Source organism: Lacticaseibacillus suibinensis, from assembly GCF_003946175.1.
GTDB lineage: Bacteria > Bacillota > Bacilli > Lactobacillales > Lactobacillaceae > Lacticaseibacillus > Lacticaseibacillus suibinensis.
Genome location: NZ_RHOK01000007.1, coordinates 91,523 through 111,198 on the forward strand (window position 1 = coordinate 91,523; position 19,676 = coordinate 111,198).

The 19,676-nt window shown below is 54.3% G+C and carries 18 protein-coding genes; 11 read left to right on the forward strand and 7 right to left on the reverse strand.

What is annotated here, in order from left to right; all coding sequences use genetic code 11:
* The first annotated feature begins 11 nt into the window (after nucleotides 1–11).
* The 5 genes from EKM90_RS05095 to EKM90_RS05115 all read left to right on the forward strand — a co-directional run bounded on the left by EKM90_RS05095 (nucleotide 12) and on the right by EKM90_RS05115 (nucleotide 5,661).
* Nucleotides 12–836 (forward strand): transketolase, encoded by an 825-nt coding sequence (locus EKM90_RS05095; protein WP_125580341.1) that lies wholly within the window; start codon nucleotides 12–14, stop codon nucleotides 834–836.
* Nucleotides 836–1,777 carry a transketolase family protein gene (locus EKM90_RS05100; protein WP_125580343.1) on the forward strand — a complete coding sequence of 314 codons (942 nt, stop codon included), beginning with the start codon at nucleotides 836–838 and terminating at the stop codon, nucleotides 1,775–1,777. Before EKM90_RS05095 ends, EKM90_RS05100 begins: the two co-directional genes overlap by 1 nt.
* Nucleotides 1,778–1,781: 4 nt before the next feature.
* Nucleotides 1,782–3,227, forward strand: coding sequence for an FGGY family carbohydrate kinase (locus EKM90_RS05105; protein ID WP_125580345.1), 1,446 nt, complete (start codon nucleotides 1,782–1,784; stop codon nucleotides 3,225–3,227).
* A 113-nt stretch (nucleotides 3,228–3,340) separates the two neighbouring features.
* Nucleotides 3,341–4,798 (forward strand): glycoside hydrolase family 1 protein, encoded by a 1,458-nt coding sequence (locus EKM90_RS05110; protein ID WP_125580347.1) that lies wholly within the window; start codon nucleotides 3,341–3,343, stop codon nucleotides 4,796–4,798.
* 101 nt (nucleotides 4,799–4,899) lie between these two features.
* The gene (locus EKM90_RS05115; protein ID WP_164507863.1) at nucleotides 4,900–5,661 is read left to right on the forward strand and encodes a MerR family transcriptional regulator; all 762 of its coding nucleotides are present in this window, start codon (nucleotides 4,900–4,902) and stop codon (nucleotides 5,659–5,661) included.
* A 282-nt stretch (nucleotides 5,662–5,943) separates the two neighbouring features.
* On the opposite strand, the gene EKM90_RS05120 is transcribed toward EKM90_RS05115, so the two are convergent.
* Genes EKM90_RS05120 through EKM90_RS05130 form a run of 3 tightly spaced genes read right to left on the reverse strand, consistent with a single transcriptional unit; the run spans nucleotide 5,944 to nucleotide 8,699 of the window.
* The gene (locus EKM90_RS05120) at nucleotides 5,944–6,498 is read right to left on the reverse strand and encodes a Dps family protein (protein WP_164507864.1); all 555 of its coding nucleotides are present in this window, start codon (nucleotides 6,496–6,498) and stop codon (nucleotides 5,944–5,946) included.
* A 5-nt stretch (nucleotides 6,499–6,503) separates the two neighbouring features.
* Nucleotides 6,504–6,734 carry a heavy-metal-associated domain-containing protein gene (locus EKM90_RS05125; protein WP_125580353.1) on the reverse strand — a complete coding sequence of 77 codons (231 nt, stop codon included), beginning with the start codon at nucleotides 6,732–6,734 and terminating at the stop codon, nucleotides 6,504–6,506.
* Between the two features lie 57 nt (nucleotides 6,735–6,791).
* A complete protein-coding gene (locus tag EKM90_RS05130) occupies nucleotides 6,792–8,699 on the reverse strand; it encodes a heavy metal translocating P-type ATPase (RefSeq protein WP_125580355.1) in 1,908 nt (635 codons plus the stop codon).
* A 187-nt stretch (nucleotides 8,700–8,886) separates the two neighbouring features.
* Here EKM90_RS05130 and EKM90_RS05135 point away from each other — a divergent pair, with 187 nt between their 5' ends.
* Nucleotides 8,887–9,474, forward strand: coding sequence for a MarR family winged helix-turn-helix transcriptional regulator (locus EKM90_RS05135; RefSeq protein WP_125580358.1), 588 nt, complete (start codon nucleotides 8,887–8,889; stop codon nucleotides 9,472–9,474).
* A gap of 136 nt (nucleotides 9,475–9,610) precedes the next feature.
* Here the strand turns inward: EKM90_RS05135 and EKM90_RS05140 are convergent, their stop codons facing one another.
* A complete protein-coding gene (locus EKM90_RS05140) occupies nucleotides 9,611–11,401 on the reverse strand; it encodes a glycerophosphoryl diester phosphodiesterase membrane domain-containing protein (RefSeq protein ID WP_125580360.1) in 1,791 nt (596 codons plus the stop codon).
* A 148-nt stretch (nucleotides 11,402–11,549) separates the two neighbouring features.
* Here EKM90_RS05140 and EKM90_RS05145 point away from each other — a divergent pair, with 148 nt between their 5' ends.
* Nucleotides 11,550–12,020 (forward strand): VOC family protein, encoded by a 471-nt coding sequence (locus tag EKM90_RS05145; RefSeq protein ID WP_125580362.1) that lies wholly within the window; start codon nucleotides 11,550–11,552, stop codon nucleotides 12,018–12,020.
* An 86-nt stretch (nucleotides 12,021–12,106) separates the two neighbouring features.
* On the opposite strand, the gene EKM90_RS05150 is transcribed toward EKM90_RS05145, so the two are convergent.
* Entirely contained in the window at nucleotides 12,107–12,568 is a 462-nt protein-coding gene (locus EKM90_RS05150; RefSeq protein ID WP_125580364.1) for a phage tail protein, read from the reverse strand.
* 29 nt (nucleotides 12,569–12,597) lie between these two features.
* Nucleotides 12,598–14,133: a multicopper oxidase family protein gene (locus tag EKM90_RS05155; RefSeq protein ID WP_125580367.1), complete on the reverse strand. Its 1,536-nt coding sequence runs from the start codon at nucleotides 14,131–14,133 to the stop codon at nucleotides 12,598–12,600.
* A gap of 98 nt (nucleotides 14,134–14,231) precedes the next feature.
* Between EKM90_RS05155 and EKM90_RS12765 the strand changes: the two genes are divergently transcribed.
* The 3 genes from EKM90_RS12765 to EKM90_RS05165 all read left to right on the forward strand — a co-directional run bounded on the left by EKM90_RS12765 (nucleotide 14,232) and on the right by EKM90_RS05165 (nucleotide 16,223).
* Complete coding sequence (locus tag EKM90_RS12765) at nucleotides 14,232–14,381, forward strand: hypothetical protein (RefSeq protein WP_164507865.1); 150 nt, start codon at nucleotides 14,232–14,234, stop codon at nucleotides 14,379–14,381.
* A 31-nt stretch (nucleotides 14,382–14,412) separates the two neighbouring features.
* The gene (locus tag EKM90_RS05160) at nucleotides 14,413–14,868 is read left to right on the forward strand and encodes a GNAT family N-acetyltransferase (protein ID WP_125580369.1); all 456 of its coding nucleotides are present in this window, start codon (nucleotides 14,413–14,415) and stop codon (nucleotides 14,866–14,868) included.
* Between the two features lie 239 nt (nucleotides 14,869–15,107).
* Entirely contained in the window at nucleotides 15,108–16,223 is a 1,116-nt protein-coding gene (locus tag EKM90_RS05165) for an Mbeg1-like protein (RefSeq protein WP_164507866.1), read from the forward strand.
* 100 nt (nucleotides 16,224–16,323) lie between these two features.
* On the opposite strand, the gene EKM90_RS05170 is transcribed toward EKM90_RS05165, so the two are convergent.
* Nucleotides 16,324–17,055, reverse strand: coding sequence for a class I SAM-dependent methyltransferase (locus EKM90_RS05170; RefSeq protein ID WP_125580372.1), 732 nt, complete (start codon nucleotides 17,053–17,055; stop codon nucleotides 16,324–16,326).
* A 256-nt stretch (nucleotides 17,056–17,311) separates the two neighbouring features.
* On the opposite strand from EKM90_RS05170, the gene EKM90_RS05175 reads away from it, so the two are divergent.
* Nucleotides 17,312–19,676, forward strand: a 2,365-nt coding sequence (locus EKM90_RS05175) for a mucin-binding protein (protein WP_164507867.1), incomplete at its 3' end; no start/stop codon positions are given.

The following is a 19,676-nucleotide window of genomic DNA, read 5'->3' on the forward strand; positions in this document are numbered from 1 at the left end:
GAGGCGAGATTGTGGAAATTAAAGCACTTGAATTAAAAGCCGCCCAAATGCGCCTGGCCACTTGGCAAATGATTTACCGGGCTAAAAACGGCCACACCGGTTCCGATTTGTCCTGCGCTGACATTCTGGTCGCCTTGTATTACAGCGCCCTGAAGCAAACGCCAGCGACTTTCACGGATCCTAACCGTGACCGCTACATTCAATCGAAAGGGCATGCCGTCGAAATTCTCTACAGCGTCCTCGCTGACCGGGGCTATTTCCCAAAAGAGGCGTTAGCGACTTACTCGCAATTCAACTCCGACTTCATTGGTCATCCGACCAATCACATCAATGGGATTGAGCTGAACACCGGCTCTTTAGGCCATGGCTTGGGCCTGGCCACTGGGATTGCCCTAGCCGGAAAACTCGATCAGCGCGATTACCATGTCTATACCTTGATGGGTGATGGTGAGCAAGCAGAAGGCTCTGTGTGGGAAGCCGCCATGGCCGCGGGCAATTACAAACTAGATAATCTGACTGCCATCATCGATCACAACCGGCTGCAGATTACCGGACCAACAGAGCAAGTCATGAACAGTGAACCGCTGGCGCAAAAATACGCCGCCTTCGGGTTTAATGTCGTTGAAGTTAACGGCAATGACATGGCCGCTCTGGTAGCCGCCTTACAAGCGCCTAATGAAACCGGCAAGCCGCAATTGATTTTGGCCGACACCATCAAAGGCAAAGGCATCAGTTTTGCCGAAAATCAGGCTGGTTGGCATCATCGCATCCCCACCCCAGAAGAATATGCGGCCGGGGTTGCAGAATTAGAAGCAGTGATTGGAGGTCTTCAATAATGGCATCTGCAAAAATTGGTGACGTCATCTGCCAAGAAATGATTGGCGCCGTGGCGAAAGATCGCAATGTGCTCGCCGTCACCAGCGATTCTCGCGGTTCAGCGGCGCTCAATCCCTTTGCGGCGAAGTGGCCGGAAAATATCGTCGAAATGGGGATTGCGGAACAAAACTCAGTCACGGTTTCGGCTGGCCTTGCGCACTCTGGTAAACGTCCCTTTACCTTTGCTCCGGCGGCCTTTTTAACCATGCGGAGTATCGAACAAGTCAAAGTCGATGTCGCTTACTCCAACACCAACGTCAAATTAATTGGGATTTCTGGAGGTAATTCTTACAGCTATCTCGGCGCCACCCACCATTCCTTGCAGGATTTGGCCATCACTCGCGCCATTCCTAATTTGGAAGTCTACATGCCAGCCGATCAGCACCAGGCGCGCGCCTTGATGCAGTACCTCACCACTTCCAATCACCCGGCCTATGTGCGCATTGGTAAAGTCGCTTTGCCTGACGTGTACAGCGATGACGAGACGGCGTTCCAGCAGCCAGGACACGGCCAGGTAGTGCTCGACCTAGGCCACGACGTCACCATCATTACTGCTGGTGAAACCCTGCATATCGCGCTTGATGCCGCCCGGCAACTTGAGCAGACTGGCATCCACGCCCAAGTCGTCGATCCGGTCTCAATCAAACCCCTGGACCAGGCCCTCATCAACCAAGTGGCCGATCAAACCCATCACCTCGTCACCCTTGAGGAACATAGTCGCATCGGCGGCCTTGGCGCTGCGGTGGCGGAAATTATCGCCCCGCGCGGTGACACCAAGCTGAATATCATTGGTTTCCCTGACGCGCCGGTCATCGCTGGGACTCAAGATGAAGTCTTTCATTTTTATCAGATGGATGCGCCAGCCGTGGCGCAGCAAGTCAAAACCTGGTTAGAAAAGTAGGTGAATGACTTTGGCATTAACCCTCGCAATCGATCAAAGCACTCAGGGCACCAAAGTCCTTTTGGTCAACCCAGATGGTTCCTTGGCCGACAAAGTCACGCAACCGCATCGTCAAATCATCAGTGCCCAAGGCTGGATCAGCCATGATTTAAACGAAATTACAACTAATCTCAAAGCCTTACTTCAAAAGGCGGTGCAACATGCCGGCTCGCAACCCATTAGTGGCGTTGCCATCTCCAATCAACGCGAAACCGCCGCCGCATGGGCCAAAGACACCGGCCAACCCCTGACCAACGCCATCGTCTGGCAAGACAACCGCTCCACAGCCCTAACGGCCCAACTCGCCAAGCAGCCAGGCAGCGCGCAGGTTCAGGCCATCACTGGTCTCGGCCTCTCTCCATATTTCTCTGGGGCGAAATTTGCCTGGTTGTTGCGCCATGATCAGGCGGTGCAAACCGCCGCCGCGACGGATAATCTCTGTTTTGGCACCATTGATGCGTGGTTGGTTGCCCTCCTGAGTGGTAACTTCCTCACCGAGCCGAGCAACGCCTGCCGGACCCAGTTGATGAACTTGCGCACCGGTCAGTGGGACGAAACCATGTGCGCCTTGTTTGGCATCAAAGCCCAGTGGCTCCCCACCATCATCGACTCGAATGGTCAATTTGGCATCACGGATTTGTTCGGCCTACTCCCTGAGGCAGTACCGATTATCAGTGTCTTGGGGGACTCACAGGCGGCTTTATTTGCCGAAAACTGTCTCACTCCAGGCCGTTTCAAGGTCACGTTCGGCACGGGTTCTTCAGTGATGTTAAACACGGGCGAGGAGCTGATTCAAACCCCACTGCTCAACACTTCGATTGCTTGGCGCCGCAATGGCCGCACCACTTATGCGTTGGAAGGTAACGTCAATTATTCTGGCGCCATTATCTCTTGGCTGCAAAATAATCTTCAGCTGATTGCCGACCCCGCCGCCACCAGTGCCATGGCACAAGCAGCCCAACCTGATGATACGACATTGCTCATTCCGGCCTTCAGCGGACTGGCGGTGCCATACAGTCACCCTACCCTCAAAGCCGCGCTGGTGGGCATGACGATGCTGACTGGTCGCAACGAAATCATTCGTGCTGGCCTTGATGCCGTCGATTACCAGATTACTGACATCATCAAGCTCCTTCAGACCAATTTTGCTGATTTGATTCCAGGCATCCATGTCGATGGCGGCATGATCAAGAATGGCTATCTCATGCAACGGCTCAGTGATTTGGCGCAGCAACCAGTGTTACCGTCACCGATTGAGGAGCTCAGCGGCGTCGGTGCGGCGCTGAATGGCCTAGGCAATCAAGGCATTCAAAGTACCGCTGATAGCAACTACCAGCCGCAATTATCAGCCGATCAGGCCACCGCACAACTTGCCTACTGGACGGATCAGATCACCCAACTGGCCAAATAACTGGCACCGGTTCATTCTGTTCCACGTGAAACACGACTAAATCCCCTTAACCCTGTATAATAAAGATTGGATGCGGTTTCACCGCATAATAAAACCGAAAGAAGGCATGATGAATGACTGAATTTCCAAAAGACTTTCTCTGGGGCGGCGCCACAGCGGCGAACCAACTAGAAGGCGCGTATGACGTTGACGGGCGCGGCCTGTCGATCGATGATGTAATTCCTGGCGGCAAAGATCGCATGAAAATCGTTCAAAGTCCCGACTTCGATTGGACGCCGAATGCCAAGTACACGTACCCGAACCACGAAGGCATCGATTTTTACCATCACTACAAGGAAGATATTGGCTTGTTTGCCGAAATGGGCTTCAAGACCTATCGCTTCTCCATTGCCTGGAGCCGGATTTTCCCGCAAGGCGACGAAACCGAGCCGAATGAAAAAGGCCTCGCGTTCTACGGTGCCGTCATCGATGAATGCTTGAAGTATGACATCGAGCCGGTCATCACCCTGTCCCACTATGAACTGCCGCTGCACCTGGCAGAAGCTTACGGCGGCTGGAAGAACAAGGATTTGATTGGCTTCTTCAAGCACTATGCTGAAACGGTGATCGACCGCTTTGGCGATAAGGTTAAGTACTGGCTGACCTTCAACGAAATCAACTCCGCGGCGGGCTTCCCGTTCATGAGCCAAGGCATGATCAGCAAAACCGGCGCTGACGACAAAAAGAATGTCTTCCAAGCTTGGCATAATCAGTTCGTGGCGAGTGCCTATGCCGTGCAAGCGGCCCATGCCAAGAATCCGGCTAGCCAAGTCGGCAACATGATTATTTTTGCCACCAACTACGCCTTTGACTCTGATCCGAAGAACCAGCTGGCGGCCTTGAAGTTCAACCAAGGCTTCAACTTCTACTGTGCCGACGTGCAAGTCCGCGGTGAATACCCGGCTTATAGCGAATCGCTGTACGAAATGTACGGCTTCACCGGCGCCGACCTCGACCGCACGCCAGAAGAGCTCGCCTTACTCAAGCAGTATCACGTCGATTTTCTCTCCTTCTCCTACTACATGTCCGGCGTCACCGATGTCACCGGCAAAGTCGACGAGAAAACGCAAGGCAACATGCTAGGCGGCGTGAAGAATCCGTTCTTGAAGGAAAGCGAATGGGGCTGGCAAATCGACCCAACTGGCCTGCGCATTGGCCTCAACCAGCTGCATGACCGCTACCAGGTGCCGCTGTTCATCGTGGAAAATGGCCTTGGTGCTAAGGATACAGTGGAAGCCGACGGTAAAATCTACGACGACTACCGCATTGACTACCTGCGCTCCCACGTGGAAGCCATTCGCGGCGCCATCGCTGACGGCGTGCCGGTGATGGGTTACACACCATGGGGCTGCATTGACTTGGTCAGTGCCTCCACTGGCGAAATGAGCAAGCGCTATGGCTTCATCTACGTTGATTTAGACGATGAAGGCCACGGCACCCTCGCCCGGAGCAAGAAGAAGTCGTTTGCTTGGTACAAGCAAGTCATCGCCACCAACGGCGAAGACTTGACCGCCGACCATCTCGACTATTAAGCTTAAAACCAGCTTCCTGCGCAGAAGCTGGTTTTTTTTGCGCAATCAGGCTTGACCCTGACGCGGCGTCAGCCTTTACCATGGTTTTTGGAGGTGACATCATGTACAGCACCAAACAACTCGCAACCCTCAGTGGCGTATCGGCCCGCACCTTGCGTTATTACGATCAAATCGGCCTCCTCACGCCGCCACTGGCCGCCAACGGCTACCGCCAATACGGCCTGGCAGAAGTGGATCGCCTGCAGCTGATTTTGACCTATCGTGCCTTGGGCTTTGCCTTAGCCGACATTCAGGCGCTACTTGACCAGCCGCCAGTTCAGCGGGTGCAGGCGCTGGCCCAGCAACGCGAAAAATTGCTTGCTAACCGCCGCCTGGTCAATCAACAACTGGCCCAACTTGACGCCACCCTCACTAACCAGAAAGGAGCATCAAACATGCCTGATGCCGAAAAATTCGCCGCGTTCAAGCAGGCCCAAATCAAAGCCAATGATGAAGCGTATGGCGCCGAAGTCATTGCCAAGTATGGCAAAGCCGCCAAGGCAGAAGCAGACACGCGTTTTGCCGCCTTGACTGAGGCCCAATACACCGCCATGACTGCAGCCGAAGCCCAGTTAAAAACGGCCCTGTTGGCGTATCTCGCCGCCCCGGCATTGCCAGGCGCTGACGCCGCGGCCGCGTATCACGCCCATCGCGCGTGGCTACTGACGACCACCCCGCAGCTGACACCAGCAATGCACCGCGGTTTAGCCGCGATGTATGTCGCAGATCCACGATTCACTGCCTATTACACGAAGCTGACTGGCAGCGAAGAAGCCGCGGCCGCCCTCCAAACAATTGTCGATTATTACGCTGTCGACGCTTAGTGCGTTTTTATCAACGTTGCGGCCCGTTATGCCGGGATTGATGCAAAAACACGCCGCAACCTCTCCACCCACTAAAACGCGTTTTTTAAGCGGATAAGCACTGACGTAACGGCGTTTAGCTGATAATTAGCCTTAACGGCGTCAAATCATGAAGCAATAGCGGCCTGCAGCCAAAGAAAACGCGTTTTTTCCGCTATTTATCGCCGTGGTTAAGGCATTCCGCAAAAATAGCCCCAGTCACTGAGCGCATTGCCAATGACTGGGGCTAATTTGATTCACGCTTTAATCATCATCGTCATCGTCGTCTTCTTCGACGAGGCCTTCCCAGGCGGTTTTACCCAGGAAGGACTGGAGCTTGCGAATGACTTGGTTATTGTAGCCGCGCATGTTGGTCAGGAAGTTGGCCATGGCGGGGCGGTTTTCGCGTTCGGCGAGCTTGATCGCGCGGTCGATGAACATGTTCGCGGTGGTGTAGTCATGCGCGGTGGCGTCGACCATATCGCTGGCAGTGTGATACTTCAAGGCACCAGTTTCAGGGATCTTAGTGTACTGCGTGAACTCTGCCACCGTTGAAGGCGCGATTTGGTTTTCATCCAGCAATAGTTCACCGAGCTCATCGATTTGTTTGCGGTTTTCTGCAATCAAATCCTGGTAGTAAGCTGCAACCGCAAAGGCGCTGTCACCTTTCACATACCAGGCGATTTGGTGCAGCTTCACATCCAGGTACCACAGATTGGCGAGAATGTGGCCGGTCATCGCGCCGGCAGTGGGCTTGTGGTGGTCGATGTCGGCTTGCTTTAACTCGGCTTGGTACTGGTCTTCAATCGTCATGTTCATTCCCCCTAGAGATCCTTCACGCGCACTTTTTTGACTTCATATCCTAACTTTGTCACCACATTGGCGAGGTTATCGGCGCTGTTTTGCGTATCATCGAAATCTGCCTTCACCTTACCCGCGTTGAACAAAACCTTCACATTCTCAACGCCAGGTTCTTGTTTCACGGCCCCTTCGATCTTGGTTAAGCAAGATGGGCAGGTCAATTCATCGAGCTGTAAACTGATTTTTTTATTCATGCTGATAACTTCCTTTCGCTTGATTACAGTTATAGTTTAGTCGGTTCGGCGGCAGGCTTACTTGACCGCGGTCAAGTTCGGCACTTTTTTTGCTTCTTTTTCGCGGCCGCCGAAGTTGATCAGGCGCATCGCGTTAAAAATCACGACCAGGATGCTGGCTTCGTGCACGAACATGCCACTGGCCATGTAGATGAACCCAGCAATCAGGCCCAGCAGGAGGAACGCCACCACACCGATAGCGATCGCCACATTTTCCCGGGTGTTCATGACGGTCTTCTTCGCCAACTTGTAGGCGTGAACCAAGGCGGCAAAACTCGACTGCATGAGGACAATATCTGACGTTTCAATCGCCACGTCGGTCCCTGAACCCATCGCGATCCCGATATCCGCCGTCGCCAAGGACGGGCTGTCATTGATGCCGTCGCCGACAAAAGCCACCGTGCGCCCTTCATCCTTGAAGGCCTTCACGTAGGTCACCTTTTCGTCTGGCAGCAGTTCGGCGTGGACTTCATCAATCCCGAGCTGCTCGGCCACGTAATTCGCGGTTTGCGCGTTATCCCCAGTCAGCATCACTAGGTGCTTGGCGCCGGCCTGACGCAAGGCGGCGAGCTGATCCGCCAGTTCCGGCCGAATGGTATCGGCAATCGCGTAAATTGCCGCCACCTGGCCTGCCACTGCCACAATCACTACGGAACTGCCGGTGGCTTGCAGCGCGGCCAAATCGGCTTGTTGCTGCTCATTTAAGGTCACGTGATGGGCCGCCAGCAGTTTTTGATTACCGGCGCAGATTTCTTGCCCATCGACCGTCGCGGTGATGCCTTGGCCTTTGAGGGTTTGACTCGCGGAGATGCTGAGCTTGGTGTAATCCAGCCCTTGCGCATCAGCGGCGTTCAAAATCGCTTTGCCCAGCGGATGATCCGACAATGCTTCCACCGCCGCAGTTTGGGTGAGGATTTGTGCCGCGTCGGCGCCGTAGACTTTGGCGTCGGCCAGCGCGGTTTTGCCTTCGGTCAGCGTCCCAGTTTTATCGAAAACGAAGGTATCAACTTTGGCAAAGGTATCCATCGCCTCGCCGCCTTTGACCAGAATGCCGCGCTTGGCGCCATTGCCGATGCCGGCCACATTGGATACCGGGGCGCCGATGACCAATGCGCCAGGGCACCCTAGCACCAGCACGGTAATCGCCAGCTTGAAGTCGCGGCTGACCAAAAAGACGGCCAGGGCAATAATCAGAACAGCCGGCGTGTAGTACTGGGCGAAGCGGTCGATAAATTTCTCGGCGTGCGACTTGGTATCCTGTGCATCTTCGACTAGTTCGATAATTTTCCCAAAGGTCGTGTCTTCCCCGACCTTGGTGGCTTTGATTTTGACGTAGCCATCACTTAGCAGCGTGCCAGAGAAGACACTGTCGCCGGTATTCTTGGTGACGGCGCGGGATTCGCCAGTCACAGCGGCCTCATCGGTGTACCCTTGCCCTTCAATGACCGTACCATCGACGGGAATGGCGCCACCGGTTTTGACCAACACCACGTCGCCTTCTTCAACATCGTCAACGTCGACGGTTTCAACGCTGCCGTCATCATTGACCAGCTCGGCAGTGGTTGGCGCCATCGCCGTGAGCGACTTGATGGAAGCCCGCGTTTTCGCCAACGTTTTTTGTTCCAGGAAGTTCCCGAACAAGAACAGGAAGGTGACCACGGCGCTTTCGTTGTATTCGCCGATGACGAACGCGCCGATCACGGCGATGGTCACGAGCAGTTCGATGCTGATGACCTTCACCCGCAGCGCAGAAATCGCGTGTAAGGCGATGGGCACAACGGCGATGATGGAAGCCACCGCGAGCAAAAGCGCGTAGGCAACAGGCAGTTGGAGCAGATATTTACTGGCATACCCAGCCGCAATCAACACTGCGGTGATGGCCGTAATCTGGGTAGTGTGCTTTTCAATCCATAATTGAAATTTCATTTTGTTCACCCCTTATTTGACAAGTACAGCTTAGCGCCTGGGGGAATAAAGCGAATTGACCGCCGTCAAGTTGGTTCAAAATATTATTTCGTTTTGGTTGACAAAAACTAACAAAGTGAGTAGACTTCATTTCGTTAGTTAGCTACAACCATTTGCTAACTAAATAATATAAGGAAGGTGTTTATAGATGACCCAAGACAATCAAGAGTTACTGCGCTTGTTTGGTCGGCTCTTCCGCCAGCGTGGTTTCGTGCAAAGCGCCGTCTGGAATTTACGCACCGCTAATCAAGATAACGAGGAACGCGGGCAGCTGCGCCTGCTCCGGCTCATCGCCGAACGTCAACAATTGACCAATTCTGAAATCGTTGAGGCGCTGGACATTCGCCCCAGCTCCGCCAGTGCTTTGGTCGCCAAACTCGAAGCCAGCGGCCTCGTCAAACGCGAGCCATCCGCCGCTGACGGCCGCGTCATGCTCATCAGTCTGACTGATGATGGTCAAGCCTTTATCGCCTCAGCACGAGGAGAAAAAGATAAATTGGCCGATACACTGTTCGCCGGCTTAGCGGCTGATGAACAGGCCCAGTTAACCACGCTACTCCGCAAACTCGTCACCAGCCTGGAAGCTAATGATGCTGATGGCGCCGCAGATGACTATTTCAAACAGCTTGGCCCCTTTGGCCCTCATCGTGGTGGCCGCGGCCATCGCCCTCATCATGGTTGGGGCGACCCGCGGTTTAACCGGCCCTTCCCTGGGTCTGATGATGAAGACCGATAATACCCTTGACGCAGGGCTCTGGCGATAAACTCTGGCCACTACTACTCAACCAATCTAACCAACCAAAATAGGCTCACCCGACCGCTGTCAGGTGAGCCTTTTTAGTCCCTCGTAAGCCGCAGGGGGTCCGTGTTCATCAGTACGAGTTGCCAATCACCGGATCTCCAAAGTCATCCAACGTTGTGGCGAACAAACGCAGCCGCTGGGCGTAACTGGGATGGTTACTTTGCTCGGCAATCACTTGCTTGAGCTCGCTCAGATTGTCGGTGATAATGCCGTCGACATCTTCAAACAGCATCTGCGCCATGGTGTCGGGATCATTGACGGTCCAGGCCCAGACGCTTTGATGCTGGGCATGCACGGTATCGACCAGCTCTGAATCCAGCGTGGTCTCCTCAACGGTGTAGCCAGACAGGTCGGTCTGCGGCGCCACCAGACTGAACGGCATGATAAAACCGGCATAGAGCTTAGGCACGCGCTGATGTAGCTCAGTCATCAGTTTGTAGCTCAACGAATGTATCCGGTCATGATCAGCCACCAGCCGTTTGGCATAGCGGCTGATAAAATGATCCAGCATCTGGGGGCTGTCACCTGGCGCCGGTTTCAACTCAACAATCAGTTTTTGATTGAGCCTTTCAGCCGCGGTTAAGTAGTCATCGAAACTGGCGAGCTTGGCGGCGTGACCGTTTTCGCGCACGGTGATTTGCTTTAGCTGAGCGAGCGTCAGCTGGTGCGGCGTACGGTTGATGCCAGCCAACGCCTTTAAATTTTCATCGTGCAGCACAATGAACTGACCGTCTTTGGTTTCATGCAGATCCATTTCAACAAAATCAGGCCTCTCCGCTGCGGTTTTGCGTAGCGCTGGAATGGTGTTTTGTACCCCGTTGCCTGCATCAACCCCGCGGTGGGAAATGGTCAGCGGGTGCTCGGCCAAGGCACCAGTCATATAAAAGGCCCCAAACGCAGCCATAATCACCACCACAGCGCCGCCGGACACCAGCACGATGATCCGGCGCAGCCAATGGTGCTTATTCGGAATCGGGCGGATGGCAGGCCGAAGCTCATCAGGCGCCACGAGAAACAGCAAGTATAAAACGCTGGACGCCCCGCCTAACAGTGTCTGCCCCGCCAGCAGCAGCGTGAGTAACACGACTGCGGCGGGAAAGGCGATGGCCGTCCGATCAAGCAGCGTCTGCAGTCCGATCAGGCCGCTAGACCACACCCAGCCCACCAACGTCGCCCCTACCGTCAGCAACAACAGCCGCCAAGAATAGCGCCAAAACTTACCACGGGTCTGGTGCCAGGACTGCCGCGCCGCGGTGAGGAGCGGCTGGTCCCGCAAAATTGTGTTCGGCAGCACTCGCACCCACCGCAGCCCAAGGTAAGCCGCCGCCCCATAGAAAACCGCCACCAGAATGGCGAAAAGCGGCTTCGTGCCCAGCCAATCCAGCACAAACGCTGGAATCTTCACCTTATTCAGCAAGGCCGACTGCACGACCACCCCAGCGAAAGGAACAATTAATAAGAGATAAATCACAAAAAAGCCGAAACTCGATGGCCGCAGGTGGCGCAGATCTGCCAGGCCTTCGCGGACAATGCCCCGCACGCCTAGCCCTTCACGCTGCTGAATGCTGGCAATGCCGCCCAGCAGCACCGCGAACTGCAGATACACCAACACCAACAGCAACACTAGCAGCATCAGCAGTAACGCCGTAGCACCTGGGTGATGCAGCAGGACGAAAGTAAAGTTATCCACGCCAAGGTAGGGAATTCCGGCTTGGCGCAAGATGCCGGCAGTGGCCCACCGCATCAGCGGTACGGCGACCCCGGCAGTCGCCGCAGCCACCAGTTCAACCAGTAAAAGATAACTGCCCCAGCGGGAGAAAAATTCTCGCATCAGCGAATTTATGTAGCGTAATGATTTCATTGAGTGTCCTCCATCGCTCTAAGTATAACGCGCGGTGGTTGTTTGCGCCTCCTGCTGCAGGCGGACCGAGGCTTGTCGGATAACAAAATGGTGGCATTAGGCCGCCAAGGCGCGCATACTAGGCGCAAAATCAGAGGAGGCCTGCTCCATGCAAACCAAATTATTTCCTTATATTGCTTATCCCAACGCTAAGGCAGCTATCACTTATTATGAGGAGGCATTCGGCGCCACGAACACCTACCGCTTAAGCCCGACGCCAGACCAGGCCAGTCAGTTCGGCATCCCGGCCGACGCTGACCTGAACGAGCTGACCATGCACGGCGGCTTCACCATTTTGGGGGCCGAGATTCAATGTGCCGACGCTTTTAATGGCGCCAGCGCCCCAGCCCAGCAACAAATCACCTTGGAGCTGGATATTAACTCAGAGGACCCCGCCAGTGCGGCCGCCGCCGATGCACTGTGGGCGCGGCTCGAGGCGAAACGAGCCGTGACGGTGACCATGCCTTATGCCGAGCAGTTTTGGGGCGGCAAAATGGGCCAGTTCACGGACCGCTATGGCGTGACCTGGATGCTGCATGCGCAGCCCTGGTCACAGAAGGTGGAAAATCAGCTCCGCTAAGCCGGGTATTTCCCGGGCAATATCACCCCATACAAAACTCGCTCAAGCCAACGTTGGCTTGAGCGAGTTTGCATTCAGGCGGTTGCTTAGTATGCCCCTTTAATGACAAAATAGCTGCCGCGAATGGTGCCGGCGAGCTTCGACTTTTGCCGAGCAAACTTGAACTTGTCAGCCAGCTCTGCCGGCACAGCCATGCCATCTGAGAGTTTGAACCCAACGGCGCGCTTGCCACCATCAGCTAGCGTGTAGAGCACGTTGATGGCGAGGCCGTCTTCGTAGAACACATAGGTCCAGCGCACGCCTTCGACCTCTAGCTGAGCCACTTCAAGCGGCTTGGCGGCGATCACGACCGCTTTTTCTTTCAAAATCGTCGCCACATAGGCCACAAGCTCTGGCCGCTCTGCCGCTGGTTCAGTGGTGAAAGGCACCTTATATTTGTTCCAGAAGTAGCGCGCCTCATTTGCGCGCAAACCAGCCAGGGCCGGTGCGACTGGCGAGCTGGTCAAGCCCACTTCGCTGACGGTTTTAAAATCCACAGTATATGCCATCGGGTTATCCTCGGTTTCGTTAAGTTGGGCTACATCTTCATGCCCATTTTCATATAAGAATCCATCCCTGCCATCCACATCGTCTTGGGATCGACGCCGCGTTCTTCGGCAAAGGCCTTAGTCAGGGTATCCATATCCATCAACTTGTACTTAGGCATTGGCCGATTCGGGTCGTAGGACTGAATCTGGGCCATCATGCCGCCGTCTTCGTGTTCGATGATGTGGCAATGATACATGTAGACGCCAGGTAGGTCAAACCGCACCAGAATGCGCACCGTTTCGCCGGGGTTCACGCCGACCGTATCTTTGTAACCATGCTCATTCGGGTAAGGGGCGCCGCCATTGCGGGAAATCACCAGGAACTGGGTGCCATGCACATGGAACGGGTGCACCATGCCGCCATGCATCGTATTGGTATTGGAGATATCCCAGTACTGCGCGAGCCCAATCGGCTGCGTGGCATCAATGCGTTGCATATTGAACTTCTTACCATCCAGCGCCACGGCCTCATCCATGCCACTCATCACGACTTTACGCACCGGCGTGGTTGGCAAGACCTTCGGCGCATGAATCTCAAGTAGGTGGTCAGGTAAAACGCGATCATCGGCGGCAAATTCATGAATCTTAAAGGTCACAATCGGCACATCATCCGAATACAGAGTCACCGTATCGCCTGGTTTGTGGCCTTTGAAGTCAACAATGATTTCGGCCCGCTCCGCGCAGGTCAGCATTAAATGGGTCAGCTGCACGGGTTCTGGCAGCAAGCTGGAGTCGCTAGCGATTTGCGTGAATTCAAGGTCGTCGGAAAAATGCAGCCGCCACTCGCGCCGGTTCGCGCCATCGAGAATGCGGAAGCGGATTTTTTGCCGCGTAACATCGAAGTATGGGTTAATGGTCCCGTTGATCATTGCAGTAGGACCTTGCACGCCATCTGGATCATAATCCGCGTGATAATCCCATTGGTTATCTTCGTGGAAGCGGCGATCCTGCAGCACGAGCGGAATGTCATCCACGCCATAGTCATGCGGAATCGGCAGGTTCAACTCATGGTCATCATGCACAATCACCATTGCGGCCAAGCCATGCCACACTTGCTCCGCCGTAGAAGGACAAGGATGCGCGTGCAACCAAGTCGTCGCCGCCGGCTGATCCAAGGTGAAATCGATTTGTTTGCTTTCGCCTGGATAAACTGGCGCATGGCAGCCCCCATCCACGTAAGGACCGGAAACCGCGAGCCCATGCCAGTGGAAAGTGGTGAGCTCATCGAGTTCGTTTTTCAAGGTGATGTGGATATGCTTGCCCACTTTGAACGCAAAGGTCGTGCCCAACAGCGGGGCGTTATAACCCCAAGTCTTGGTCTTTGCTCCTGGCAGTAGCTGGGTTTCCCCTTTCTGCGCCGTCAAGGTGTAGTAAGCATCCGTGTCGGTTTCGGAATCCGGCTGCACCAGCGCCGGAATGGCGAGTGGCTGTGCCGGCGCGTCTGCGACCTCAAGCGGGATATAGCCGCCATCGTGTGTGTTGTATGCTGGTTCGTCGAAAAAGTAGTCCTTGTAGACCGTTGCCATTCAAATCTCCCCTTTCATACGCCTTGATTTTAACACCTACACCGGCTGTCTTGAAAGGTGTAAGATAGAATCGTTCTAAACAAGAAGGAGACGATATTGTGTCAAAACTCAAAGCTTGGATCATGGTCATCCTCAATTTGCTGTTAATTTACCTCGTTGCCACCAATAGTATGTGGGCCATGTGGTTAATGGCAATCATTATGCTTTTAGACGCGCTGATGGGATTGTGGATGGCGTATCAGAAATAGACAACAGAAAACGAAACTGGAGCATTCCTTTATGTCTGTACTCACCATTTCCCCAGTGACTGATGAAAACCGGCGAGCGGTCATCGCGTTGCAAGTCACGCCTAGTCAAACTACTTTCATCGAATCTAATGCCGAATCACTTACTGAGGTACAAGACACTCCGCAATTCGATTGGCACCCCTTGGCTCTCCTTCGTGCTAACGTCGTGGTGGGGTTTGCCATGATTGGCGCCTATAACGCTGAAGCAGGCTATATCTGGTTAGATCGGTTTATGATTGATAGTCGGCTGCAACACCAGGGCCTAGGCAACCGTTTTTTGCCCCTTATCTGCAAATACATCGTCGAGCAATGGCCAGTGAAAGATATTGTACTAAGCTACAATCCAACCAACCGAATAGCCGCAACGTTTTATGCCAAACACGGTTTTATTGTGGTGCCTGATATGAACGATAATGGTGACACCATGGCCGTTCTGCATGTGCGTTAGTGACAGCGCGCTATTTTAAAGGATAGGCTGCTCATCCGACTAAATGCGGCGTCGCTTCGCTGCCTGTTTAGTTGCGCTACCCGAGGCTAACGCCTGAGCGATTAGCTACGGCTCGAACACCGAAGCCAAAGCGCGGCTTCAGTGCCCGAACCTAGGCTACTCGTCAGGCTAAGACCAGCCTCGCTTCGCTGCCTTTTACTTTTATGGCATAATAACAGCGAGGTGATTTTATGCAGTCGATGCTAGATTTCGCGCAAGCGCATGCCGAGGTTTCGTTCAACGAGCTACCCCTGACGCCAGTGGATGGCGTGATTTTGGCGCAGCTCGCGTATTTTGCCTTCGATCAGTTGCCGACTGCTAGCGGCATGCTGGGCGGGTTGACTAAGCCCAAGCAAATCACGCTTTTGACCCAGGACACCTGGCGGCCAGAAGCCAATGCCCAGCTGCTCCACACGCTGGCCACAGCGCCGCGGTATCAGCACATTATTTGGCACGACCAGGTGCAACAACTGGATCTCGATGCCCAAAAGCAATTTTCCGCCATTACCTTCAGCCTGCCGAACCAGCAGCAGTATCTCGCTTTCCGTGGCACGCGCGCGGCGTTTGTCGACTGGAAGGAAGATTTCAACATGGCCTACATGCAGACCATCCCTTCCCAAAAAGCGGCCTTGGCCTATCTCAAAACCATTGCGGCCGCTTATCCCGGCCCGCTCATCCTGGGCGGGCATTCCAAAGGTGGGACGCTCGCGACCTACGCCTTCGTCAAGGCGCCTAAACACCTGCAAACGCGCATTACTGCCACTTTCAACGCCGATGGCCCCGGCCTGGGTGAAGCCTTGCCAGAGGCGCTGATGAGCCGCTTGCACAAGCTCGTACCGCAAACCAGCTTGATTGGCACCTTGTTTGACCCCACCGCTAGTTTTTCAGTAGTCAAAAGCGACGCCCATGGCTTTGGACAGCATGACCCGTTTAGCTGGGAAGTGGCGGATCAGGATTTCGTGTTTCTGCCCAAAACCGACCAGCTGTCGCAACTCGCGCAAACCACGATTGCCACCTGGACCGCTAGCTTGGATGAGGCAACCAAAGAGGCGTGTCTCAACGCTGCTTACGCGCTCATCACGCAAACAGATGCCAGTTCCTTTGCCGAACTGAAAGCCGACTGGCCGCATAATGCCCAAGCCATTTTTAGTGGTCTGCGTCATGGTGACCCCATGGCCCGCCAGCAGTGGCTGTTCGCCATCGGCCAGCTGATTGTAGCCCTGCGCGGGGCAATTTTACCCACCCTGCCCAAACCGCAACGACCGCATTTCGACTGGCCTTGGGCTAACGCGAAGCACGAAAAAACCGATCAGTAAGCGCTGATCGGTTTTTGATTCATAGCTCATCACAAAGCGGCTATTGTTTCACGTGAAACAGGACAACGAAGCGGTCTATCAGGCCCTTGGGCGCGAATCATCAAACTACGACGCGCGCTTTTTCCGCGCGGACAATCAGCATCATCGGGGCCCGAGTCCAGTCTGCCTTGGCCTCAATGTCGGCGGCACTGCCTCGCGGTTCCGCCACAGCATTCAGTTGCAGGCCACTGCCCAGCACACTGTTAACAATCGTGCTTAAGGTGTGATGATACTTGGTGACCGTTTGCCCCAGAAATTGCGTCGCCCGCGCGCCTTCATCGAAGTAGTGAGCCACTGGCCACACCCGCTGCCCGGCCGCAGTGGTTACCCACTGCTCGCTGCCTTCTGCGGTGAACAACGGGTGTTCAATCGTGAACAGCAGCACCCCGCCTGGCGCCAGCATCGTTGCAATGTGGTGCATCACGGCTGATAGGTCGGCCACGTAATGCAGCGCTAGCGAACTGAGCACCACGTCAAAACTGCTTGGCGCAGCGGTATACGTTGCCAGGTCCCCTTGCTGATAAGTGATGGCGGGATGGCGGTGGTGCGCCTCGGCCTCGGCCAACATGCGCGCTGAGCTGTCAATGCCCAGCACCGCTTTGGCCCCATGCTCGGCGGCGTACTGGCAATGCCAGCCGTACCCGCAGCCCAAATCTAGCACCCGTTTCCCTTTGAGGTCCGGTAGCAGCGCCTGAAAATCCGGCCACTCGCCGGCGGCATCAAGCCCATGCTGACTCCGCGGCATCTTGGCATAGGCGGCAAAGAATTTGGCCTCATCGTATGTATTCGTCATCGCTCATCCTCCGCTTGGTTTACCCTCATTTTAGCGCATTGTTCATTACCCAGCGATAGGTTGAAAGTAGCATCGAATCCAAAGCACGCTTTTTAATCATCGAAAACGCTATCTCGCAAGTTCCACCGCATACAAGCATTGTACTTTTTTATTATTCAAAAATAACAAACGGTTTATAAGATAACTGATGTTGTTTTTCCCTTGGCACCGGCCTACAATGGTTGCTAGGGGGAACTTTCGCGGATTGGAGGACACTATGGACAAGTCAATTAAAATACGTTTCAAAATGTATAAGGCCGGACGGCGCTGGCTAGTTGCAGCAGCTGCCGTTGCGGCTTTTAGTGTTGGTACCACGCTGGCTAATGGTCAAGGCGTCAACGCCGCCACCACAGATAGTACCAGTGGGACCACTGCTGCTGAAACAGCTCCGACCACAGCGGATGCGGCGTCTGCGAATACGACAGACAATGCGGCCACCAGCACGGAGTCGGTGCCAACCAACACGACCGCTAAAGACACAACACCAACCACAGATGAAACCCCGACGGCCGCACCAGCGGCAGCCACGACTGAGACGCCGACAACGACGCCAACTGCGGCTGCCACCACGGCGACCCCTAAGGTAACCGCCAAAACTGCTTTAGCTGCCCCAGCATCAGACCCAGCCATTCAGCAAACTGATGGTGCCGGCGTGGTCCAGCCGTCAGTTGATCCAAGCAACGGTGCCATCACAGCCAATACCGGCGTCACCGTCAATGCTTGGATGTCAGCCGAAAACGATGACGGTACCACCTCAACAACCGGCTACAATGCCAGCCAGGGAAAAAACCAAATTTCCAGCACGGCCAAAAACGTGCAGGTTCATTACGAAATCAGCAACACCACTGGCAGTGACATTACGAATGTTTCCGCGCAACTATACCTGCCGCCAACTGGGCAAAACACCCCCAATGGCGCCGCTAATGGCCCAACCTTCACGATTAATACCAGCATTGACGATATTGAAGCCCAAATTCATGCCGCCGGTTACACGAGCAACTACAGTGACCAAGGCAATGTGATTTGGCCCGGTCACTGGTATGATGCCGATCACTTCGTTGCCACATATAATCTCCAGCAACTGAGCCGCATTTGGTACTCAATCGGGACTTTAGCGGCAGGCGCTAAATACGATGTCGTGATTGATTTGACCATGAATAATGTCGACACCTCAGCCACCAGCCCTTATAATGTCAGCCAGTTTGCCATCCAAGACAGCACCACGCCTGGCGATACCCCAACCGCCTCTTATAGCGTGTATTTGCCAACCCCGGTCCCGGTCTTGCCTGGCATGGGGAGTGTTACTACTAGCATCGGTGCTACTGGTAATCAAGCTACCACTCAATACACCACAGCAGGGGCCAGCGATAATGTTAAATATGCCCAGACGCAGGTTAATTATTCCGATGTTAACAATCTAAACGCCAGCTTCACCGTTGGCAATCCAACCAGCACCACAATCAGCATTCATCCCATTATTTTACTCCCGCTCTTCAACGACAATAATAGCAAATGGGTTTTGGACGCAAGCAAAGTGACTGAAGCAACCTTTGAAGACGCCTTGCCTGGCGTCACAGTCACATATTCTAAGGACGGCGACGATGGTAACTATAAGACCTATTCGGAGCTCATGGCGGCGTTCCCAGATTTTACCTGGGACCAATTGCAGTCCATCACGATTGATGGACCCGTTGCAGCAGGCACCTACTACACCGTCAACTTGCCGATGGTTTACACAGGCACGAAAGCCGAACTCGCGACGGCCGGTGTGGGCACGTTTGGGTCATATAACTATGATATGAGTACGTGGTCTGAAGAGGATACTTTAAGTACGGCTTCGTTAGTCTCATACTCCTATGGCGACAAGGATGTCACATCTACAAGGACCATCAACTTTGTCAACGCTGATGGCACAACGGCAAAAGATCCGGTTGTTCAAACCATTACCTACAAGACGGTAAAGAACGATCAAACTGGCGAAACGATTTACACCCCACAAGGTGCCTACTATCAATACGACGTGCCAGCACAGGCTGGTTACTCGGCTGACAAGACCACGATTGCCCAACAAGCCGTGGGCGCAACCGACATGACCCCAGAAAATACCGAAGTAACCGTCACCTACACACCAAAGATGACCTACGGCACGGCCACTAGCACACGGACGATTCATTTCGTCGATGCTGACGGTAACGTGCTCCGTGATCCAGTGACCCAAACCATCGCCTACAAGACGGTCACCAATGCGGTCACCGGGGAAACGATTTACACCCCGCAAAATGCTTACTATCAATACGATGTGCCAGCCATCGCTGGGTACAATGTTGATAACAACCAGATTGCGCAGGAAACCGTTAAGCCTGGCACCGCTGTCGCAAATGATACCGACGTCACCGTCACCTACACACCAAAGATGACCTACGGCACGGCTAACAGCACCCGGACGATTCATTTCGTTGACGCTGAAGGTAACGTGCTCCGTGATCCAGTGACCCAGACCATTACCTATAAGACCGTCACCAATGCGGTCACCGGCGACACGATTTACACCCCGCAAAATGCTTACTATCAATACGATGTAC

What these genes read in the sequence shown, in the direction of transcription:
- EKM90_RS05100 (WP_125580343.1), top strand. Translation starts at nt 836, where the DNA reads ATGGCATCTGCAAAAATTGGTGACGTCATCTGCCAAGAAATGATTGGC.
- EKM90_RS05105 (WP_125580345.1), top strand. Translation starts at nt 1,782, where the DNA reads ATGACTTTGGCATTAACCCTCGCAATCGATCAAAGCACTCAGGGCACC.
- EKM90_RS05110 (WP_125580347.1), top strand. Translation starts at nt 3,341, where the DNA reads ATGACTGAATTTCCAAAAGACTTTCTCTGGGGCGGCGCCACAGCGGCG.
- EKM90_RS05115 (WP_164507863.1), top strand. Translation starts at nt 4,900, where the DNA reads ATGTACAGCACCAAACAACTCGCAACCCTCAGTGGCGTATCGGCCCGC.
- EKM90_RS05120 (WP_164507864.1), bottom strand. Translation starts at nt 6,498, where the DNA reads ATGAACATGACGATTGAAGACCAGTACCAAGCCGAGTTAAAGCAAGCC.
- EKM90_RS05125 (WP_125580353.1), bottom strand. Translation starts at nt 6,734, where the DNA reads ATGAATAAAAAAATCAGTTTACAGCTCGATGAATTGACCTGCCCATCT.
- EKM90_RS05130 (WP_125580355.1), bottom strand. Translation starts at nt 8,699, where the DNA reads ATGAAATTTCAATTATGGATTGAAAAGCACACTACCCAGATTACGGCC.
- EKM90_RS05135 (WP_125580358.1), top strand. Translation starts at nt 8,887, where the DNA reads ATGACCCAAGACAATCAAGAGTTACTGCGCTTGTTTGGTCGGCTCTTC.
- EKM90_RS05140 (WP_125580360.1), bottom strand. Translation starts at nt 11,401, where the DNA reads ATGAAATCATTACGCTACATAAATTCGCTGATGCGAGAATTTTTCTCC.
- EKM90_RS05145 (WP_125580362.1), top strand. Translation starts at nt 11,550, where the DNA reads ATGCAAACCAAATTATTTCCTTATATTGCTTATCCCAACGCTAAGGCA.
- EKM90_RS05150 (WP_125580364.1), bottom strand. Translation starts at nt 12,568, where the DNA reads ATGGCATATACTGTGGATTTTAAAACCGTCAGCGAAGTGGGCTTGACC.
- EKM90_RS05155 (WP_125580367.1), bottom strand. Translation starts at nt 14,133, where the DNA reads ATGGCAACGGTCTACAAGGACTACTTTTTCGACGAACCAGCATACAAC.
- EKM90_RS05160 (WP_125580369.1), top strand. Translation starts at nt 14,413, where the DNA reads ATGTCTGTACTCACCATTTCCCCAGTGACTGATGAAAACCGGCGAGCG.
- EKM90_RS05165 (WP_164507866.1), top strand. Translation starts at nt 15,108, where the DNA reads ATGCTAGATTTCGCGCAAGCGCATGCCGAGGTTTCGTTCAACGAGCTA.
- EKM90_RS05170 (WP_125580372.1), bottom strand. Translation starts at nt 17,055, where the DNA reads ATGACGAATACATACGATGAGGCCAAATTCTTTGCCGCCTATGCCAAG.